The 16,368-nt window shown below is 47.6% G+C and carries 15 protein-coding genes; 11 read left to right on the top strand and 4 right to left on the bottom strand.

Going from position 1 to position 16,368, the window contains the following annotated elements; all coding sequences use genetic code 11:
* Positions 1 to 143 precede the first annotated feature (143 nt).
* Positions 144 to 1,781, bottom strand: coding sequence for a hybrid sensor histidine kinase/response regulator (locus FS628_RS19245; protein WP_145324633.1), 1,638 nt, complete (start codon positions 1,779 to 1,781; stop codon positions 144 to 146).
* Positions 1,782 to 2,259: 478 nt separating this feature from the next.
* On the opposite strand from FS628_RS19245, the gene FS628_RS19250 reads away from it, so the two are divergent.
* The 3 genes from FS628_RS19250 (at position 2,260) to FS628_RS19260 (ending at position 5,751) form a co-directional block, all read left to right on the top strand.
* Positions 2,260 to 4,221: an anaerobic ribonucleoside triphosphate reductase gene (locus FS628_RS19250; RefSeq protein ID WP_145324635.1), complete on the top strand. Its 1,962-nt coding sequence runs from the start codon at positions 2,260 to 2,262 to the stop codon at positions 4,219 to 4,221.
* Positions 4,218 to 4,727, top strand: a complete 510-nt coding sequence (gene nrdG, locus FS628_RS19255) for an anaerobic ribonucleoside-triphosphate reductase activating protein (RefSeq protein ID WP_145324637.1) — start codon at positions 4,218 to 4,220, stop codon at positions 4,725 to 4,727. Before FS628_RS19250 ends, nrdG begins: the two co-directional genes overlap by 4 nt.
* Positions 4,728 to 4,911: 184 nt before the next feature.
* Positions 4,912 to 5,751 carry a methyl-accepting chemotaxis protein gene (locus FS628_RS19260; protein WP_145324639.1) on the top strand — a complete coding sequence of 280 codons (840 nt, stop codon included), beginning with the start codon at positions 4,912 to 4,914 and terminating at the stop codon, positions 5,749 to 5,751.
* Between the two features lie 140 nt (positions 5,752 to 5,891).
* Here the strand turns inward: FS628_RS19260 and FS628_RS19265 are convergent, their stop codons facing one another.
* Positions 5,892 to 8,714, bottom strand: a complete 2,823-nt coding sequence (locus FS628_RS19265) for a glycoside hydrolase family 3 C-terminal domain-containing protein (RefSeq protein WP_145324641.1) — start codon at positions 8,712 to 8,714, stop codon at positions 5,892 to 5,894.
* Positions 8,715 to 8,908: 194 nt separating this feature from the next.
* Between FS628_RS19265 and FS628_RS32030 the strand changes: the two genes are divergently transcribed.
* From FS628_RS32030 to FS628_RS19290, 6 genes are all read left to right on the top strand, one after another.
* Positions 8,909 to 9,055 (top strand): hypothetical protein, encoded by a 147-nt coding sequence (locus FS628_RS32030; protein ID WP_222125262.1) that lies wholly within the window; start codon positions 8,909 to 8,911, stop codon positions 9,053 to 9,055.
* 27 nt (positions 9,056 to 9,082) lie between these two features.
* Positions 9,083 to 10,627, top strand: a complete 1,545-nt coding sequence (locus tag FS628_RS19270) for an FAD-dependent oxidoreductase (RefSeq protein WP_145324643.1) — start codon at positions 9,083 to 9,085, stop codon at positions 10,625 to 10,627.
* A 288-nt stretch (positions 10,628 to 10,915) separates the two neighbouring features.
* Complete coding sequence (locus tag FS628_RS19275) at positions 10,916 to 11,245, top strand: PadR family transcriptional regulator (RefSeq protein ID WP_091036026.1); 330 nt, start codon at positions 10,916 to 10,918, stop codon at positions 11,243 to 11,245.
* Positions 11,238 to 11,831 (top strand): HAAS signaling domain-containing protein, encoded by a 594-nt coding sequence (locus FS628_RS19280; RefSeq protein ID WP_145324645.1) that lies wholly within the window; start codon positions 11,238 to 11,240, stop codon positions 11,829 to 11,831. The genes FS628_RS19275 and FS628_RS19280 overlap by 8 nt, the downstream gene beginning before the upstream one ends.
* Entirely contained in the window at positions 11,828 to 12,727 is a 900-nt protein-coding gene (locus tag FS628_RS19285; protein WP_145324647.1) for a DUF4097 family beta strand repeat-containing protein, read from the top strand. Before FS628_RS19280 ends, FS628_RS19285 begins: the two co-directional genes overlap by 4 nt.
* 77 nt (positions 12,728 to 12,804) lie before the next feature.
* On the top strand, positions 12,805 to 13,524 hold the full coding sequence (locus tag FS628_RS19290; RefSeq protein WP_145324649.1) for a 3-ketoacyl-ACP reductase: 720 nt from the start codon (positions 12,805 to 12,807) through the stop codon (positions 13,522 to 13,524).
* A gap of 50 nt (positions 13,525 to 13,574) precedes the next feature.
* On the opposite strand, the gene FS628_RS19295 is transcribed toward FS628_RS19290, so the two are convergent.
* Positions 13,575 to 14,120 carry a helix-turn-helix domain-containing protein gene (locus FS628_RS19295; protein ID WP_145324651.1) on the bottom strand — a complete coding sequence of 182 codons (546 nt, stop codon included), beginning with the start codon at positions 14,118 to 14,120 and terminating at the stop codon, positions 13,575 to 13,577.
* Between the two features lie 44 nt (positions 14,121 to 14,164).
* Entirely contained in the window at positions 14,165 to 14,530 is a 366-nt protein-coding gene (locus tag FS628_RS19300; protein WP_145324653.1) for a glyoxalase superfamily protein, read from the bottom strand.
* 188 nt (positions 14,531 to 14,718) lie between these two features.
* On the opposite strand from FS628_RS19300, the gene FS628_RS19305 reads away from it, so the two are divergent.
* Positions 14,719 to 15,393 carry an alpha/beta hydrolase gene (locus tag FS628_RS19305; RefSeq protein WP_145324655.1) on the top strand — a complete coding sequence of 225 codons (675 nt, stop codon included), beginning with the start codon at positions 14,719 to 14,721 and terminating at the stop codon, positions 15,391 to 15,393.
* Positions 15,393 to 16,163, top strand: a complete 771-nt coding sequence (locus FS628_RS19310; RefSeq protein ID WP_145324657.1) for a DODA-type extradiol aromatic ring-opening family dioxygenase — start codon at positions 15,393 to 15,395, stop codon at positions 16,161 to 16,163. The genes FS628_RS19305 and FS628_RS19310 overlap by 1 nt, the downstream gene beginning before the upstream one ends.
* Positions 16,164 to 16,368 lie beyond the last annotated feature (205 nt).

The raw sequence follows: 16,368 nt of genomic DNA on the forward strand, positions 1-16,368 counted from the left end.
ATGAAGTTCACATTCTATTGTAACGTAACCAGCTCGGATGAAAAGAGTTTTGGCTCAGAAAATGGAAAATTCAAAAGCAGAACCAAAAAAGCGCACCTATAGCAGGTGCGCCAATTATGATATTCCTTCATCTATCTGCTCATTTAAGGCAGCGTAATACTCAATGCATTCAACAGATCAGCTTGTCTGACCGGCTTTGTCAGAACAGCATCAAAGGCTTCCGCTTCATGCAGGTCCATATGCATGCCATAGGGAACCAGAATAATGACGGGCAGATTCTCCGTGCGCTGCTTCAACTCATGTACAAAATCCACTGCGCCGCCTTCCAGAAGTCCCATATCCACAACGGCCACATCCGGCCTGAAGCCTTCCTTGATCCACTCATGTGCTACACTCGAGCCTGAAGTCATACGCACATCCATTTCCCATCTGCGCATCAGGGAAGAGACACCTTGCAGAATGTCAGGGTCCTTGGCAAGCAACACCTTTTTCCCTTTTAACCTCTGCTGAATACTTGCGAGTTGAGGTAACTCCCAGTATCTGCGTAACGGAAGGGCAATGTGGAATTCCGTCTCATTCTCCTTCACATTACTCACCTGAATACGGCCATGCATGAGAATCGCGAGATTCTGGCTTACAGCCAGACCCAGATTGCTTCCGATCAGTTTTTGGATATTCAAATTCTCATCTTGGCTATTGAAGGTTTGCATCTTCTTATCCGATAACGTCTGACCTGTGTACTTCACCTTGAGCAGAAGTGTACCCGTCTCTTCGGTGTCTTCTCCGTTCACCACTGCCGTGATCAGGACAGAGCCTTCACGCGTTGAATCGAGAGCATATTGAATGACATGTGCAAGCAGCTGTCCGATCTTGATCTCATCACCAACGAATACTTGTGACACATTCAGCTCAAGATTCAATCCCAGCTCAATGTTCTTGCCAGCCGCAATTCCCGCATAGAGATAAACGGTATTCTCGATAGTGCCTACCAGATCGAAAGGATCATCATGTATAACCGTTTTACCTGCCTCATTGATGTTGAAATTCATCATATTGTTCAGCAAGGAAAGCAGAATATTGCCGCTCGTCTCAATCATATTCACATACTCTGACTGCTCCTCAGGCATATCCGGTGTACGCATCAGATCTGTCAGTCCCAGAATGCCGTTCAACGGATTGCGAATCTCATGACTCATCAGCTTTAGCATCTGTGATTTGGTCATGGCCTCCGATTCGGCTCGTTCTTTCTCTGCCTGGAGCTGCTCTTGCATTTGTTCCGAATCACTCAATTTACGCTCCTGAACATGCAATGTGCTCTCCAGGTCCACAACATAGCCCAGGAATACAGCCATCGCCTTCAGTGTCTTCATGTCGGTCTCACTGATTACATAGTCAGGATTATCCATCAGACAGATGGTACCGAATGTTTCGCCGGATCTTCGCATGATGGGCACGCCCACGAAGAAACGATTGCCAAGTCCGCTCGTGACATCCATGGATCGTGTCAACGGATGTTCACATGTATCCTGGATGGTAAGGTTTTCATTTTTATCTCTTAATACCAAACTGCAGTAAGAATCTTCAAATGGAAGTTCGCTACCTTTTACAATCAATTCTTCCTTGCGATTGAATGCCTCCAGAATGACATTCGTCAAACCGTCATTCGTAGCAACAAAGATGGTATTGACCTTCAATATACCACTTAATACGTCTACAATATGGGCCGCAGCTTCCTTTATATCTTCATAGAAGCCTCTCGTAATGCCTTCTGCCGTCCCCATGATCCACCCCTCTTGTCTTAGCTGCACTATCAAATCTGTAGATCATTAATGTTTAATCACGTACAAGGGTTCATCAAAAATCCGAATTGCTGTCACAATCTATACTTATATGATTAACACCGTAGCTGTATAAGAGAATCATACTTCCTAATTATTGCCATTTTCTGTAAAAAAGGTCTTAAACGGATGGTTGAACAAACGAAAAATTATGGCAAAACGCCTTTTCAGATTGATCAAAATCCATCTTGTCCGACTTCGGATATTATACTTGCAGGATAACTAGAAATTATACGCTTCCGCTCAGACTTTGGGAACCTTTATCCACAGCAATTAAAGGAAGTCCACTTTTTCCTGTAAGCTATGTGATCATTATCACACCAAAACACCCACATATAGTTTATAAATGGATAAGACGAATCTACATATAGTGTTATATGGAAATTGAATGATATCGAAATCATTTTAGGAGGAACCTTACATGAACATGCTTGAGTATGCCACTCCACCGGCATCCGATCTATTATCCGACCTGGGAAGACGAATTATTGGCGCAGAAGACGCCGATACGTTGAGGGAAAATGCCAATCTGAACGGAGACTCCTTCAGCGGCAAGATGAGCAGGCTCGGTTCGGAGACCGCCAAGTGGCATGCTCTGCGTCATGTGCTGCCGGAAGAGCTTGCTCAAGCCGTTGAGAACGGGGATCTGTACGTGCACGATCTGGATCAGTATGCACTCGGAACGACCAACTGCATCTTTATCCCGTTTGACCGTCTTCTGGCTGCAGGTTTCAATACAGGTAACGGATCGGTTCGCACACCTCAGACCATCATGTCTGCCATGGCCTTGATTGCGATCATCTTCCAGTCCCAGCAGAACAGTCAATACGGTGGTGTGTCAGCCAATAAAATCGACTGGGATCTGGCTCCCTATGTACAGCGATCGTTCCGCAAACATTACCGCAAAGGGCAACGGCTCTTTGGTGAAAATGTCCTGATCGGGGATGAACAGCTTCATCTGGATAGCATCGAAGCGAAGAATCAGTGCCCGCAGGCGTATGCCTTCGCCTATGAAGAGACTGAACTGGAGACAGGACAAGCTGCTGAATCGCTGATTCATAACCTGAATACGATGAGCAGTCGTGCAGGTGGTCAGATTCCGTTCACTTCACTGAACTATGGATTATGTACATCAGCGGAAGGTCGGTTGGTATCACGCTCGTTGCTGGAAGCAACGATCCGAGGTCTGGGTAACGGGGAGACTCCCGTGTTCCCTCAACATATTTTCCAGTGCAAACAGGGGATCAATCAGGCTGAAGGCGAGCCGAACTATGACTTGTTCCGTCTCGCAGTCACCTGTTCATCCCGGCGGATGTATCCCAACTTTGTCAATGTGGATGCCTCCTTCAATCTGCCCTTCTATCATCCGGAAGATCCGGATACGATCATCGCCACGATGGGATGCCGTACACGTACACTGGCTGACCGGTTTGGACGCAATCGTCAGAGTGGCAAGGGTAACCTGTCCTTCAACACCATTAACCTGGTTAAGCTCGGCATCCGGTTTGGTATCTGCCAAGGCAGCAGAGCCGTTGCGGATCGGGCAGGATTCTACACCGCACTGGAATCCGTGATGCATAATGCTGCTAACGGTCTGTTACATCGCTACCGAATCCAGACCGCGCAACCTGCCAAGGCATCCGATTTCATGATGCGGGAGGGTGTATGGGAAGGTGGAGAGCAGCTCGCTCCCAATGAACCCGTTGCAGATCTGCTGAAACACGGCACGTTATCCCTTGGTTTTATCGGTCTCGCTGAATGTATGACAGCTCTCTATGGGCGTCATCACGGGCAGGACACTCATGTACATCGTGAAGCGCTGAACATTATTCGGACCATGCGAGATTTCTGTGATCGGATGAGCGAGCAGCATAACTTGAACATCACCCTGTTTGCCACGCCTGCTGAAGGGTTGTCCGGCAAATTCACGAAGATCGACAGAGAGCGTTATGGCCTCATTCCTGGAGTTAATGATCGGGAGTATTATACGAATTCATTCCATATCCCGGTCTATCATACCCTTCCAGCTTATCGGAAGATTGAACTGGAGGCCCCGTTCCATACGTTATGTAATGCGGGTGCAATCTCCTATGTGGAGCTTGACGGGAACGTTCGAGCCAACACCGCAGCTTTCCTGCGGATCGTGCAATATGCCCTGGCACAGGATATCGGATATTTCTCTATTAATCACCCGATCGATCGCTGCCCTGCATGTGGTTATGAAGGGGTCATCGGGGATGTATGCCCAGGCTGCGAAGCTCACGAGAACCATGTGCATTTCCAGCGTTTACGCCGCGTAACGGGTTATCTGACTGGAGATTACAAAGTACGCTTCAATGCTGCAAAGCAGGCCGAAGTGCGGGATCGGGTGAAGCACCGGTGAATCTGTATGGTTACATCCCGGAATCGGTGAATGAAGGGACAGGCCTACGCGCCGTGTTATTCATCAGCGGATGTCATCACGCCTGTCCAGGCTGCTTCAGTCCGGATTCATGGAGCTTTCGAGCAGGTGAGCCCTTTACAGAGGAGCGGCAGCAGCAGATTCTGCATGATGTGACGAACCATCCCCTGCTGGATGGCGTTACGTTGTGTGGTGGTGATCCCTTTTTCTCGGCAGCAGAATGTACGTCCTGGGTTCAGCAGCTTCGCGCTGCACGTCCTGATCTGACAGTGTGGGCTTACACGGGATTCGAATATGAAGAGCTGATCACCGACCCTGTGAGAGCGGAGCTTGCCCGGTTATGCGACGTCATTATCGACGGGCGATATGTTGAAGCTGAACGTGATGTCTCCCTGCCCTTCCGCGGCAGCCGGAATCAACGTTTGATTGATGTCAGTGCAACACTAGCCACTCAAAAGGTCGTCACGATACAGCTCAGTATGTTGTAGGCACGAGTCCCCAAGGACTCGTGTCTTTTTGACGTAGAGTCGCCTATTTCAAAGAAATAGGTTGTATCCATTCTCTCTACTTTCTTCTCTATTGCATGATGGTATATTATATAGGTAGTTATTAATTTAGCTTTTTAAAATTTAACCGTTTACATAAGGTAGCCAGGGAGGATTAACCTTTTATATGGATATTGTTCAAGCATTAATTACATGTATGCCTTTCTTTCGAGACACCATCCGTCAGGATGTAACCCTGTCCATTATTGATCATGAGAAATTCCTCTATTTCTCAGCAGGGGAATCGTTAAAACAACTGAATTATCAACCCGGAGATCCTCTGTTGGATGGAAATCGAAATTTTGCAGATCTGAACGGCGGTACAGTAAAAAGATTCGATCACTACCCTAAAGATTTATTCGGCATTCCTTTTGACGTGGCTTTCATTCCTATTAAAAATGAACAAGGTGAAGTCATCGCCCTGTTTAACCTGCTCTACAGTATGGATGATCAGGATCAACTGCAACAACTCATGGATGCTACCGAAAATCTGACTAACCAGTTAATTGACAGTGTACAGCACGTTGCCGCGCACTCCGAAGAACTCAGTGCCACAACCGAAGAGATCCGGAACAACTCCAAACAAGCCGTACAGAAATCAGGAAATGTAACTCAAGTTGCCAGCTTCATTCGAGAAATCTCCGAACAAACCAATCTGCTCGGCTTGAATGCAGCTATAGAAGCTGCTCGTGTAGGGGAAGCAGGTGCAGGTTTCGGCGTTGTTGCCAAAGAAATTCGCAAACTGTCTGTCGATACCAAGGAAGCGACGGCCCGTATTGAGGACTCTCTTCTCTCGGTCCGGCAATCCATTCAGGGCATGGAGAATGAACTTGGTGAGATCACTGCGAGCTCTCAAGAGCAGGCTGAGCTTGTGAACAATTTCATGAGCACGATCGAGCAATTGAATGAAACCAACAAGCAATTGAAGCAATTTGTGCAAAAAATGATTTCGTTTGATGGAAAATAAAGATACGTTTAATGGAAAACAAAAATGCGTTTAATGGGAAATAAAAAATGTGTAAGATGGCATAAAAAAATACGTTTCATAACAAACAACAAACTAAAGCCTCCGAATGTATTCGGAGGCTTTAGCATTAGCTATATAATTTAACGAATCTCGAAGTGACTGATGCGTACGCCTGCGGACAGCACCATGTATACATCCTGCGTACCTACTGCACCCGTAAGTTCGGCCTTCACGGTAGACCACTGTTGGGCTTCGCCCTGTGCCAGTTCCACACGTCCTGCGAGCGTACCCTCCGGAGAGCCGAGTCGCACTTCCAACACAGCGCCTGCTTGTTCCGCGGATACACGAGCTTCCAGTGCGGTTGCACCAACACCCAGATCTGCATCGTTGAATGCAATCCATCCTTGCTCTCCAACTACACGAACAGCACTTCCGCCCTCTTTACTCTCATCCAGGTCAACACCCAGATAAGCGTCATAATTCTCAGCACGAGTTGCAATACTCAGATTACGAGCAGGGATTGTCTCTCCTTCTACTGTCAGGTCTGCAACCAGCTGAACATCAGAGGATGACTTGGCAACCATGATGGAATATATTCCACTTTCCACGACATACCGATCACGAGTCACATCCCAGATGGCCAGTTCCTGCACAGGCAAGGTGAAGCTGACTTTCGCTGTAGCTTCGGCTTCGATATGAAGACGACGGAATCCTTTTAACGTTTTGAGTGGACGTTTCACCCGGGATTTGCCTGCACGAACGTACAATTGTACAACCTCGTCACTGGCAATTGAACCGGTATTGGTTACATCTACAGTTACCGTAACGTTGTCCTCTGTACCCACTTGAACTGGGCTAAGTTCCAAATTGCTATATTTAAACGTAGCATACGTCAGACCATGTCCAAACGGATACAATACATTGCCTTCAAAATATTGATACGTCCGACCGGATTGAATGATATCGTAATCCTTGATGTCCGTCAGTTGATCTGCTGATTGCACCCACGTCATATTCAGACGGCCTGCTGGCGCATAGTCGCCATAGAGTACGTCAGCTACTGCGTTGCCCAGTTCCTGTCCTGCGTGTGAAGTATATAATACAGCCGGGATGTTCTCCTGAACCCAATTGGATGTGAACGGATAACTTCCCACGATGACCACAACCGTATTCGGGTTCGCGGCATAGACCGCCTCAACCAAACGTTGCTGAGATTCGGCCAGATCCAGACTTGGACGGTCAATCTCTTCTTTACCATTCACAAGCGGATTGTTACCAACAAAGACAATTGCCGTTTCCGCAGCCTTGGCAGCTGCTACCGCTTCCTCAAGTCCATTCACAATGATATCCTGCTTGAATGTCTCTGTGGCACCGAAGGTTTTCAGATCTTCGGACACCGCGAATGCATCGTTTCCACCATTAGGTGCAGTCACCGTTTTGCCATTCCATGTGGTCAGACCTACACTGCCATCCTCTTGTGGCAACAGGTGGAATACTTCCTTCACGAACCAACCATACACTTCATCTGCAGATGCTGTAACGGTCTCTTCATCTGTTGTCAGATATTTGCCGTTGCTTTCGGCTTGCAAGGTATAACTTCCGAAGCCCCAATCGGACACCATAAACGTCTCCGCTTCTCCTGAAGCAATAACAGGTGATTTCTCACCTTCCGCCAGTCCAATCTTCTTCCCATTGGCTACGGAAGTTAACGTAATGCGATCATTGCCATCCTTGAAAGCCACCTTGTCGCTGCCTACTTTGCCACGGATCGCTTCAAGCGGGGATACGTTATACGGCATGGTGCCTGCATACCAGTCCCGATAGACCGTTCCACCCAGTTGGCCAATCACAGCCACTTTACCTGCTTTTGTTTTGTCCAGCGGGAGTGTGCCTTTGTCATTCTTCAGTAATACCACTTGTTCTCTCGCGGCTCTGAGAGACAATTCTTTCGCTTTCTCCGTCATCATGGACTCTTCACCAATAGCTGCGTAAGGATTGCCCTCTTCAGGATCAAACTCACCCAGACGGAAACGCACACGGAACGTATTGAACAACGCCTTGTCGATATCATCCATCGTGAGTGTACCTTGTGCCAATCCTTCACGTAGCGCCTGCTTGGACAGATCAGCATCATCCGTGATGCTATCAATTCCGGCCTTCACAGATTCTACGGTACCCGGTGTGTGGGAATCATAGTATTTATGATCGTTCTTGATACCCATCACATCACCTGCGTCGCTGACAACGAAGCCATCCATGCCCCATTCGCCTTTGACAATCTCGTTCACAAATGGATGCAACAATGCTGGCGTACCGTTAATGGAGTTGTACGCAGTCATCATGGACTGTGCACCGCCTTCCTTAAACGGCTTCTCGAACGCTTTCAGATAATATTCACGCATATTGCGCGGATCAATGCTGGACGAACCGCTTCCGCGATCCACTTCGTTATTGTTGGCGAGGAAATGCTTCAAGGTAGCGACCGCTTTGTAATACTTCGGATGGTCGCCCTGAATTCCTTTGACCAATGCTGTCGTCAGCTCGGCTGTCAGTTCCGGATCTTCACCATAAGCCTCTTCATTCCGTCCCCAGCGCGGGTCACGTTCCATATCCACTGTAGGCGCCCACAGCGTAAGACCGTTTACTGCCGGGTTGCGTTTGTAAAATACACGTGCCTCGTCTCCAAGCACGGAACCAATCTCCTTCATCAGATCCGCATCCCATGTGCAGGCTAGCCCCACCGGTTGTGGGAAAGATGTTGCTTCTCCAAGCCAGGCCAGACCGTGTGCTGCTTCAGTACCATGTTTGTATGCAGGTACACCCAAACGTTCTACTGCCGGCTGATATTGCAGCATGGATTCAATTTTTTCATCTTCAGTCAAGCGGGATACAAGGTCCTTCACCCGGGTGTCTAACTCTAGTGCTGTATCTTGAAACGGATATTTCGTTTGGTTGGTCGTCATATGGAATCTCCTTTGGTGATCGGTAGTTGGTTAAAATGATAGCGAATACATGTCCTAGTAAAAAACGTGTACAATTGCGGCTGTATTCTTTCTTCCAATGGGTGAACTAATCCTTTTATAATAAGCGTTTATAGCTGTGTAACCTCTATTTTATCCCCATACCTAAAACGGTTTCGATAACCTTATCATATAGCATGTTTAACAAAAAAAACAGAGGTGCATCACAGGAAATTGTGAACATCCCCCTGCAAAATCTGAATCGTATCGTTTTTTTCTGGAACAGTCTGGCAATCATGAATAAGAGTATGACGACTTGCGCTGAACAACATCCCATTCGATAGATTGAAGATAATCAAGGAGGAAGCAAAATGAGCGACAACCAGCAGCCCAAGACGGGTCTGCCCCCGGTCCCGGAATCACTGTGGCGTGCTACGCATGAATTCGATAGCTATCCGAAACTGACAGAAGATATTACCGCTGATGTGGCCATTATCGGTGCAGGTATTGCCGGCATTACTACAGCCTATTTGCTGGCACAGACAGGTATGCGTGTGGTCGTGCTGGAGGCTGGAAAAGTACTGGATGGTACGACCGGCCATACCACGGCCAAGGTATCTGCACAACATGGTGTCATATTTGATGAAATTATGCATCATTTCGGACAAGAACAGGCTCGAATGTACTATGAAGGCAATGCCGATGCCGCAAAGTGGATGCGTAATCTGGTAAAGGAAAAACAGATTGATTGCCAGTGGGCAGAGGAAGATGCCTACGTCTACATTCAATCAGAGGAAAACATTAAAAAACTGGAAATCGAGCTGACCGCCTATGGTAAACTCAATATTCCTGGGGAGTGGGTCGATCCCCTCCCCATTCCGGTTCCCGCAAGAGCAGGCATTCGCATGCCGGGTCAGGCACGATATGATCCGCTTGCCTATCTTCACTACTTGCTCGATTCAGCCGTAAAACACGGGGTACAGATCTACGAGCATACGACAGTTACCGATGTAGAGGAAGACGCATCTCTGCATGTACGAACCTATGGCGATGGCCCATCTGTAACAGCAGAACATGTTGTCGTGGCTTCTCATTTCCCAGTCTATGATCCCGGATTTTATTTCACGCGGTTACATGCGGAACGATCCTACGCCGTATTAGTTGAACCGGAGAAACCCTATGCCGGCGGCATGTACATCTCGGACGATAAACCGTCCCGTTCTTTGCGTACTGTCTTACATGACGGAAAAGAACATATCCTCTTTGGAGGCGAAAATCACAAAACCGGACAAGGCATCTGCACCTTCGGTCATTATGAACGCCTGGAGCAGTTCGCAGCGGAGACATTTGGTATTCGCAACATTCCATATCGCTGGTCTGCTCAGGATCTAATCTCCATTGACAAGGTGCCCTACATCGGACCGATTACCGGAAGACATGAACGTGTCTATGTCGCGACTGGATTTGCCAAATGGGGTATGACAACGGGTACCATGGCTGGTCACATTCTCGCAGATCGCATCACCGGACGTGACAATCCGCATGCTGAAGTATTTGATCCAGCAAGATTCAAGGCAGATCCTGGCATGAAGAACTTTATTGTGGAGAACGCCAATGTAGCCAAGGAATTAATCTCTGGTAAAGTAGGCATTGTTCACAAAAATGTTAGCGATATTGGTGAAGACGAAGGAGCTGTCGTTCGACATAATGGCAAACGGGCTGGCGCCTACAAGGACACCAGTGGCAAGCTGTTTCTGGTGGATACCACCTGCACCCATCTAGGGTGCGAAGTCGAATGGAACGAGGGTGAGCGTTCATGGGATTGCCCATGCCATGGTTCCCGCTACAATTATGCAGGCCATGTCATTGAGGGCCCTGCTGTGGAAGACCTTAAAGTTCTGGACGCTCAGGGTTAACCGGAATTAATCTGTAAACCACTGATACAAAAATTCATCTCACAGACCGGATCGGAATCCGCCTCCAGACGGAAGTAACCGATCCGGTTTTTGCGTATGCTGAATTATAGCTAAACAAACCGTATCGGCTGTGCATCAACATCAAACGAATAGATACGGGATAAATCGTGACATGGAACTATTTTAAAATCACTACCTTGCATTAAACAGTACTGAATGCTATGATGAATCCACTACTACTGAACAATACACACTAGCGATAAATGAAGCTACTAAGGAGGAACCTGTGTGAATGTGAACATCCAGTTCAAAAAAGGAGTATTGGAGCTGTGCGTCCTGGTATTAATTAACCGCCAGGATCGGTATGGCTACGAACTGGCTCAGGCGGTCTCCAAACATATTGAAGTTGCTGAAGGTGCACTGTATCCCTTGCTTCGACGGCTTGTAAATGACGGGTACTGCACCACCTATCTGCAAGAATCAACGGAAGGACCGCCGCGCAAGTATTACCGACTGTCCGATACAGGTCGCGACTACATGACGGCACTGACGACAGAATGGAATGAATTTGTGCGCAATGTCGCAAATCTGATTGAGGAAGGAACCCCTAATGAATAGACAACAATTTATGAAAGCCATGGAAGTCCATCTACGGCCGATGGACCCATTCGAACGGGCTGAGTTGCTCGCCGACTATGATCAACATTTCGAGCTCGGATTAAGAGAAGGTCGACTGGAAGAGGAGATCGCTCGGGAACTCGGACAGCCGGAAGAAATCGCCAAGGAAGCACTCGGTGATCGGTATGACATCCATACACCGGGTTCAGATGCGTTCTATGCACCGACGTATCAAGAAATGCGGTCGCCCAGAAACAGCACCAGAGCCACTCGCAACTTTTTCACAGCCGTAGGCCTGTTGTTTCTTAATCTGATCCTTGGTATACCTCTTGGTCTCATTATGTGGTCCGTATGGCTTATCATTGCCAGCCTGTCCTTGCTGGTATTGGCTCCTGTGGCAGCGGTTGTGGATTTCGTGTTCCTGAGCCAACTCGATAAAGCAGAGATCTTCGTTGCGATTGGCGCATTCGGTGTCGGCATTTTGTTTGCCATCGCATCCAAGTATGTTTTTAAAGCCTTCAAAATCGTCACTCTTCAATACATTAGATGGAATAAAAACATGATGAAAGGAGATGTCTCCGCATGAGCACCAAAAAATGGCTTGCTTTGGCCGTGATATGTATTGGAATCGGTTTGCTCGGAATATCGATCTATGGAGTTCAGTTCGGAGATGAGCGGGAGAATTACTCCAAACGATGGGATTTCAAAGAAGATGAATTGCAGAACATTATTATGAATGCTAATTTCAGTGCGGATATTGAATTTGTTGTAAGCCCGGATTCGAACGGTTATATCGAAGTGGATGGCAAATGGGACCCTGCCGTAGTCAAAAGCTTCGAACAAGCCACCTTATCCAACGGCACATTCCAACTGTCTCAGACAGAACGTGAACGATTGCAGTTTTTCACCCTGTACTGGAATGATCGAGATTCCACAATAACTGTGGCCCTGCCCGAAGGACACCAATTAAATGAGGTTAAGCTGGATTCTTCTTCAAGTGACTGGGATCTGACAGGTCTGAGTGCCAAGCAGCTTGAGCTGAATAACACCTCAGGTTCCATTCGTCTGGAAAACATCAAGGTACCCCGTATTGAGCTGGCTCTAACTTCGGGTGACATTACCGCTTCCATGATTGATGGAGACATGACCGTGAAACAGACATCGGGAAGTCTCACTGCCGAGCAGGTAATAGGTCATGTAAACAGTGAGATCGAATCAGGTGATATTGAGATCACGGAATTAAACGGCGCAGCCGATGTTCAATTCACTTCGGGAAGCATCCATATTGAGCAGTCCCATTCTGCACCGATTAATGCATCCGGAACATCAGGAGATATTTTCATTCAAGCTGCACCTGATTTTGACGGAATCTATGACGCTAAGGCTACTTCCGGAAGTGTAGATGTACCTGAATCTCCAATGGTGAGCCGGGAATTAATCAAAGCTCGTACCTCTTCCGGGAGCATCGAGATTACCAAATAGTGATGAAGCAAATTTCCGAACTGTGGGTAATATAGTATAATCAGATGCCAGTCCAATTCTAAGGAGGAATTACCCACATGGAACTTAAAAATAAAACAGCGATCATCACAGGTGCTGGTAAAGGTATCGGACGTGCGATTGCTGAGGCACTTGCCAAAGAAGGTGTGCACCTTGGCCTTATCGCACGTACCGCTGCCGATCTTCAGGCTCTTCAACAGTCTCTTAGTCAAGAACACGGTGTGAAAGTAACCAGTGCTGTAGCAGATATCTCGGATCGTACGCAGGCAGAAGCCGCTGTAGCAGCCATCGAGATGGAACTCGGCGCGGTGGATATCCTGATCAATAATGCAGGTATCGCAAGCTTCGGCACATTGCTGGATATGGACCCAGAAGAGTGGGAACGCATCTTGCATGTTAACGTTATGGGTACATATTACGTCACACGTGCTGTCCTTCCAAGCATGATCAAGGAAAGTAGCGGCAGCATTATCAATATTGCTTCCACTGCAGGTGAGCGCGGATTCGCTACAGGTTCGGCATACTGTGCATCCAAGTTTGCTCTACTCGGCATGACCGAATCTCTAATGCAGGAAGTGCGCAAGTCCAACATTCGTGTAACGGCGCTGACACCAAGTACAGTGAATACGGAGCTCGCGACCAATGCAGGACTGAAAATCGGGGACGAGGATCGCATGATGCAAGCCGAAGATGTAGCTGAACTGGCACTGGCAACGCTCAAGCTGTCCGACCGTGTATTCGTCAAAGCCGCAGGCATCTGGACAACCAATCCGCAATAGGCCGCATGAGATAGATAAAGGTGGGAGGGGGCATAAGCTCCCTCCCACCTTTATGTATTCCATAGATCCAAACCCAACTCCTTGGACACAGCAATCAGTACGACCGCAGGCTCCTCACCGATATTGGTCACTTCGTGGGGCACAATGGCATTCCAGGTAAACGAATCACCCGCTTCGAGAACTTCCACATCTTCGCATTGTTCCGCACGAATTTTACCCTGCAAGACCAGATGGCTCTCTTCTCCGGCATGTTTGCTAACCCCGGTCGATGCACCTGGCGGTAACTCCACAATGGACATGCGCATCGCACCTTTGGCTGTAAGCTGCTGTACTTTGATCTGTCCGCTTCCCGCTGTCGTTTCCTTGCGCTCGTTCTTACGCACCACGTTCATCCGTTGCTCCGGTGTCAGCAGCAAATAGGGAAGTGGCACTTCCAGATAATCCGCAATACTTTCAAGCGTAGCAATGGAAGGTGACGTTTTGTTATTTTCCACGTTGCTGATAAAACCTTTGGACAACCCGGTGCCCTCGCACATCTGCATGATCGTAATCTGTTTCTGCTTGCGGATCGTACGAATAGCCAAGCCGATATCCATATCGCGTCCCTCCCCTTCTATTGATTGATGACATAAACCTCCATTTATTCGGTGCGTGCCTCCACAAATATAATCCGATTGCCGAACGGATCCGTCACGGTCAACTCCCTTGAATTCCAAGGCGTCTCCTCTATACCGGGCCTAGCATGTTTGTACTCTTTCTTACGAAGTGCACCGTGTAATGCATCCAGGTTATCCGTCTCCACACGTAAGGCGGCTCCAGGTGTACAATCTCCATGATGTTCAGATAAATGAATCACGATAGAATCGAGCGAAACCTGCATATATAAGGGCATATCATGCTCAAATCGATGTTCCCAATCCAATTGAAATCCCAGGTATTCAAGGTAGAATTCTCTGGCCTTGTTTTCATCAAATATCCTCAGAATAGGCACGATACTCTTTAACATCCTGATCACGTCCTCCGGAATAAAATATAATTCATCTTCAGCGACTCTATTCATCATACAAAGAAAGTGTTGACCCTACAATGAAACCATGATAAATTTTGTTTATCAATAAGAATATTTATTTCATATTAGTGAACTTTATCAAGAAACGATATCAAGAACTTATTCCTCTTCAGGTGGTGTTTTCAATGAATTCTCCTTATATACATGAAGTCCGATTACCATCCCATTACAATTCAGATCAACGTTATCCCGTGATTTTCGCCTTACATGGCATGGGATCAGATGAACAGGATATGCTTCGTTTGATGGAGCCCCTGCAGTCTGATTTTATTATTGTCGCCGTCCGTGGGCCTATCGTCCAGGGTGGTGGTTATGCTTATTTTCAGATCAAAAGCATTGGCAATCCCGTTCGTGAGTTATATGATGCCTCCGTTCAGGGACTGCAACAGTTAATTATTGAGCTGTCCGCCAAATATGCTATTGATCCCACGCGGCGTTATATCGCCGGATTCAGCCAGGGCGCCATTATGGCGATGACCCTATCGCTGGTGATGGGAGATGCAATTAAAGGTATTGTAGCCATGAGTGGGTACATCCCGCAATTTGTAAAAGACGAGTACACGCTGCAACCCGATTCGGAGCTATCTGTGTTCATCTCGCATGGAGATCAAGATCATCTATTCCCGCTCCAACTGGGCGAAGATAACGCCGATTTCTTCCGTCAACATACCGATCACGTCACATATGTACCTTACAACGGTGGGCACCAGGTGACCCCTGATCTATATCAACAATTCCAACACTGGCTTCGGGCGGATGCGAATCTGACTGCCGAAGACCCGAAAGGACTGAATGCATAATGATGCCATCCTTGTTTATTGCCCATGGCGCCCCTTCACTGGCTTTGGAGGAGAATGCGTACACTGAGTTTGTGCAAAAACTTGGACAAGAACTGCCGAAACCCAAAGCAATCGTATTGTTCTCTGCTCACTGGGAATCCACTACTCAGCTTGTATCCTCGGTAGCCAATTACGAGACCATCTATGATTTCGGCGGTTTCCAGCCAGAGCTGTATCAGATTAAATACCCGGCTCAAGGACATGCAGAGACTACAGCCGAAGTGGAGCGTTTATTTGCAGAAGCCGGGATTCCAGTACAGACCGATGACGTCCGTGGCCTGGATCATGGCGCTTGGGTTGTTCTGCGCCTGCTCTACCCGAATGCGGATATTCCCGTAGTAGCCTTGTCCGTGAATCGCTATCTGACTGGTGAGCAGCAATATCAGGTTGGACAGGCGCTCGCCGCCTTGCGTGAGCAGGACATTCTCGTGATTGGCAGCGGCGGAACGGTACACAATCTGCGTCGGTTGAACTGGGAAAGTAACGGCGTTGACCCATGGGCATCAGAGTTCGACAACTGGCTGCATGACAAGCTCATGAGTTGGGATACGGTGTCTCTCTTCGCCTATGACAAGCTGGCGCCTTCAGCTCAAGCCGCCGTGCCTACTCCGGAGCATTTTGTACCGCTGTTGCTCGCTATGGGTGCGGGAGATCAGAACAAGCAGGCATCGCTCCTGTTCAAAGCCTATCAGTATGGCAACCTTAGTCTGTCCTGCTGGAAGTTTGATTAAAGAGGACTATATAAAACGAACAAAAGTATTTACACTCGCTACTCCGATGACAGAACAACCTTCCGATCGCTGTTATCCCCAGATTTTTTTATTTACTTTATAAAGGTATAAATCTGAGGATAAGGGCGAACACTTCGCTTCTTCAGGTTATTTCTGCCCTCTACGTTTTCGTGTAAAAGATTAGTTTCATTTATATAGTAGATAA

It is taken from the genome of Paenibacillus xylanexedens, assembly GCF_007676705.1.
GTDB lineage: Bacteria > Bacillota > Bacilli > Paenibacillales > Paenibacillaceae > Paenibacillus > Paenibacillus xylanexedens_C.

Excerpts from the sequence above, each read along its gene's own strand:
- FS628_RS19260 (WP_145324639.1), top strand. The coding sequence starts at position 4,912 with ATGGATATTGTTCAAGCATTAATTACATGTATGCCTTTCTTTCGAGAC.
- FS628_RS19250 (WP_145324635.1), top strand. The coding sequence starts at position 2,260 with ATGAACATGCTTGAGTATGCCACTCCACCGGCATCCGATCTATTATCC.
- FS628_RS19270 (WP_145324643.1), top strand. The coding sequence starts at position 9,083 with ATGAGCGACAACCAGCAGCCCAAGACGGGTCTGCCCCCGGTCCCGGAA.
- FS628_RS19300 (WP_145324653.1), bottom strand. The coding sequence starts at position 14,530 with ATGTTAAAGAGTATCGTGCCTATTCTGAGGATATTTGATGAAAACAAG.
- FS628_RS19305 (WP_145324655.1), top strand. The coding sequence starts at position 14,719 with ATGAATTCTCCTTATATACATGAAGTCCGATTACCATCCCATTACAAT.
- FS628_RS19265 (WP_145324641.1), bottom strand. The coding sequence starts at position 8,714 with ATGACGACCAACCAAACGAAATATCCGTTTCAAGATACAGCACTAGAG.
- FS628_RS19285 (WP_145324647.1), top strand. The coding sequence starts at position 11,828 with ATGAGCACCAAAAAATGGCTTGCTTTGGCCGTGATATGTATTGGAATC.
- FS628_RS32030 (WP_222125262.1), top strand. The coding sequence starts at position 8,909 with ATGTTTAACAAAAAAAACAGAGGTGCATCACAGGAAATTGTGAACATC.
- FS628_RS19245 (WP_145324633.1), bottom strand. The coding sequence starts at position 1,781 with ATGGGGACGGCAGAAGGCATTACGAGAGGCTTCTATGAAGATATAAAG.
- FS628_RS19295 (WP_145324651.1), bottom strand. The coding sequence starts at position 14,120 with ATGGATATCGGCTTGGCTATTCGTACGATCCGCAAGCAGAAACAGATT.
- FS628_RS19280 (WP_145324645.1), top strand. The coding sequence starts at position 11,238 with ATGAATAGACAACAATTTATGAAAGCCATGGAAGTCCATCTACGGCCG.
- FS628_RS19310 (WP_145324657.1), top strand. The coding sequence starts at position 15,393 with ATGATGCCATCCTTGTTTATTGCCCATGGCGCCCCTTCACTGGCTTTG.
- FS628_RS19290 (WP_145324649.1), top strand. The coding sequence starts at position 12,805 with ATGGAACTTAAAAATAAAACAGCGATCATCACAGGTGCTGGTAAAGGT.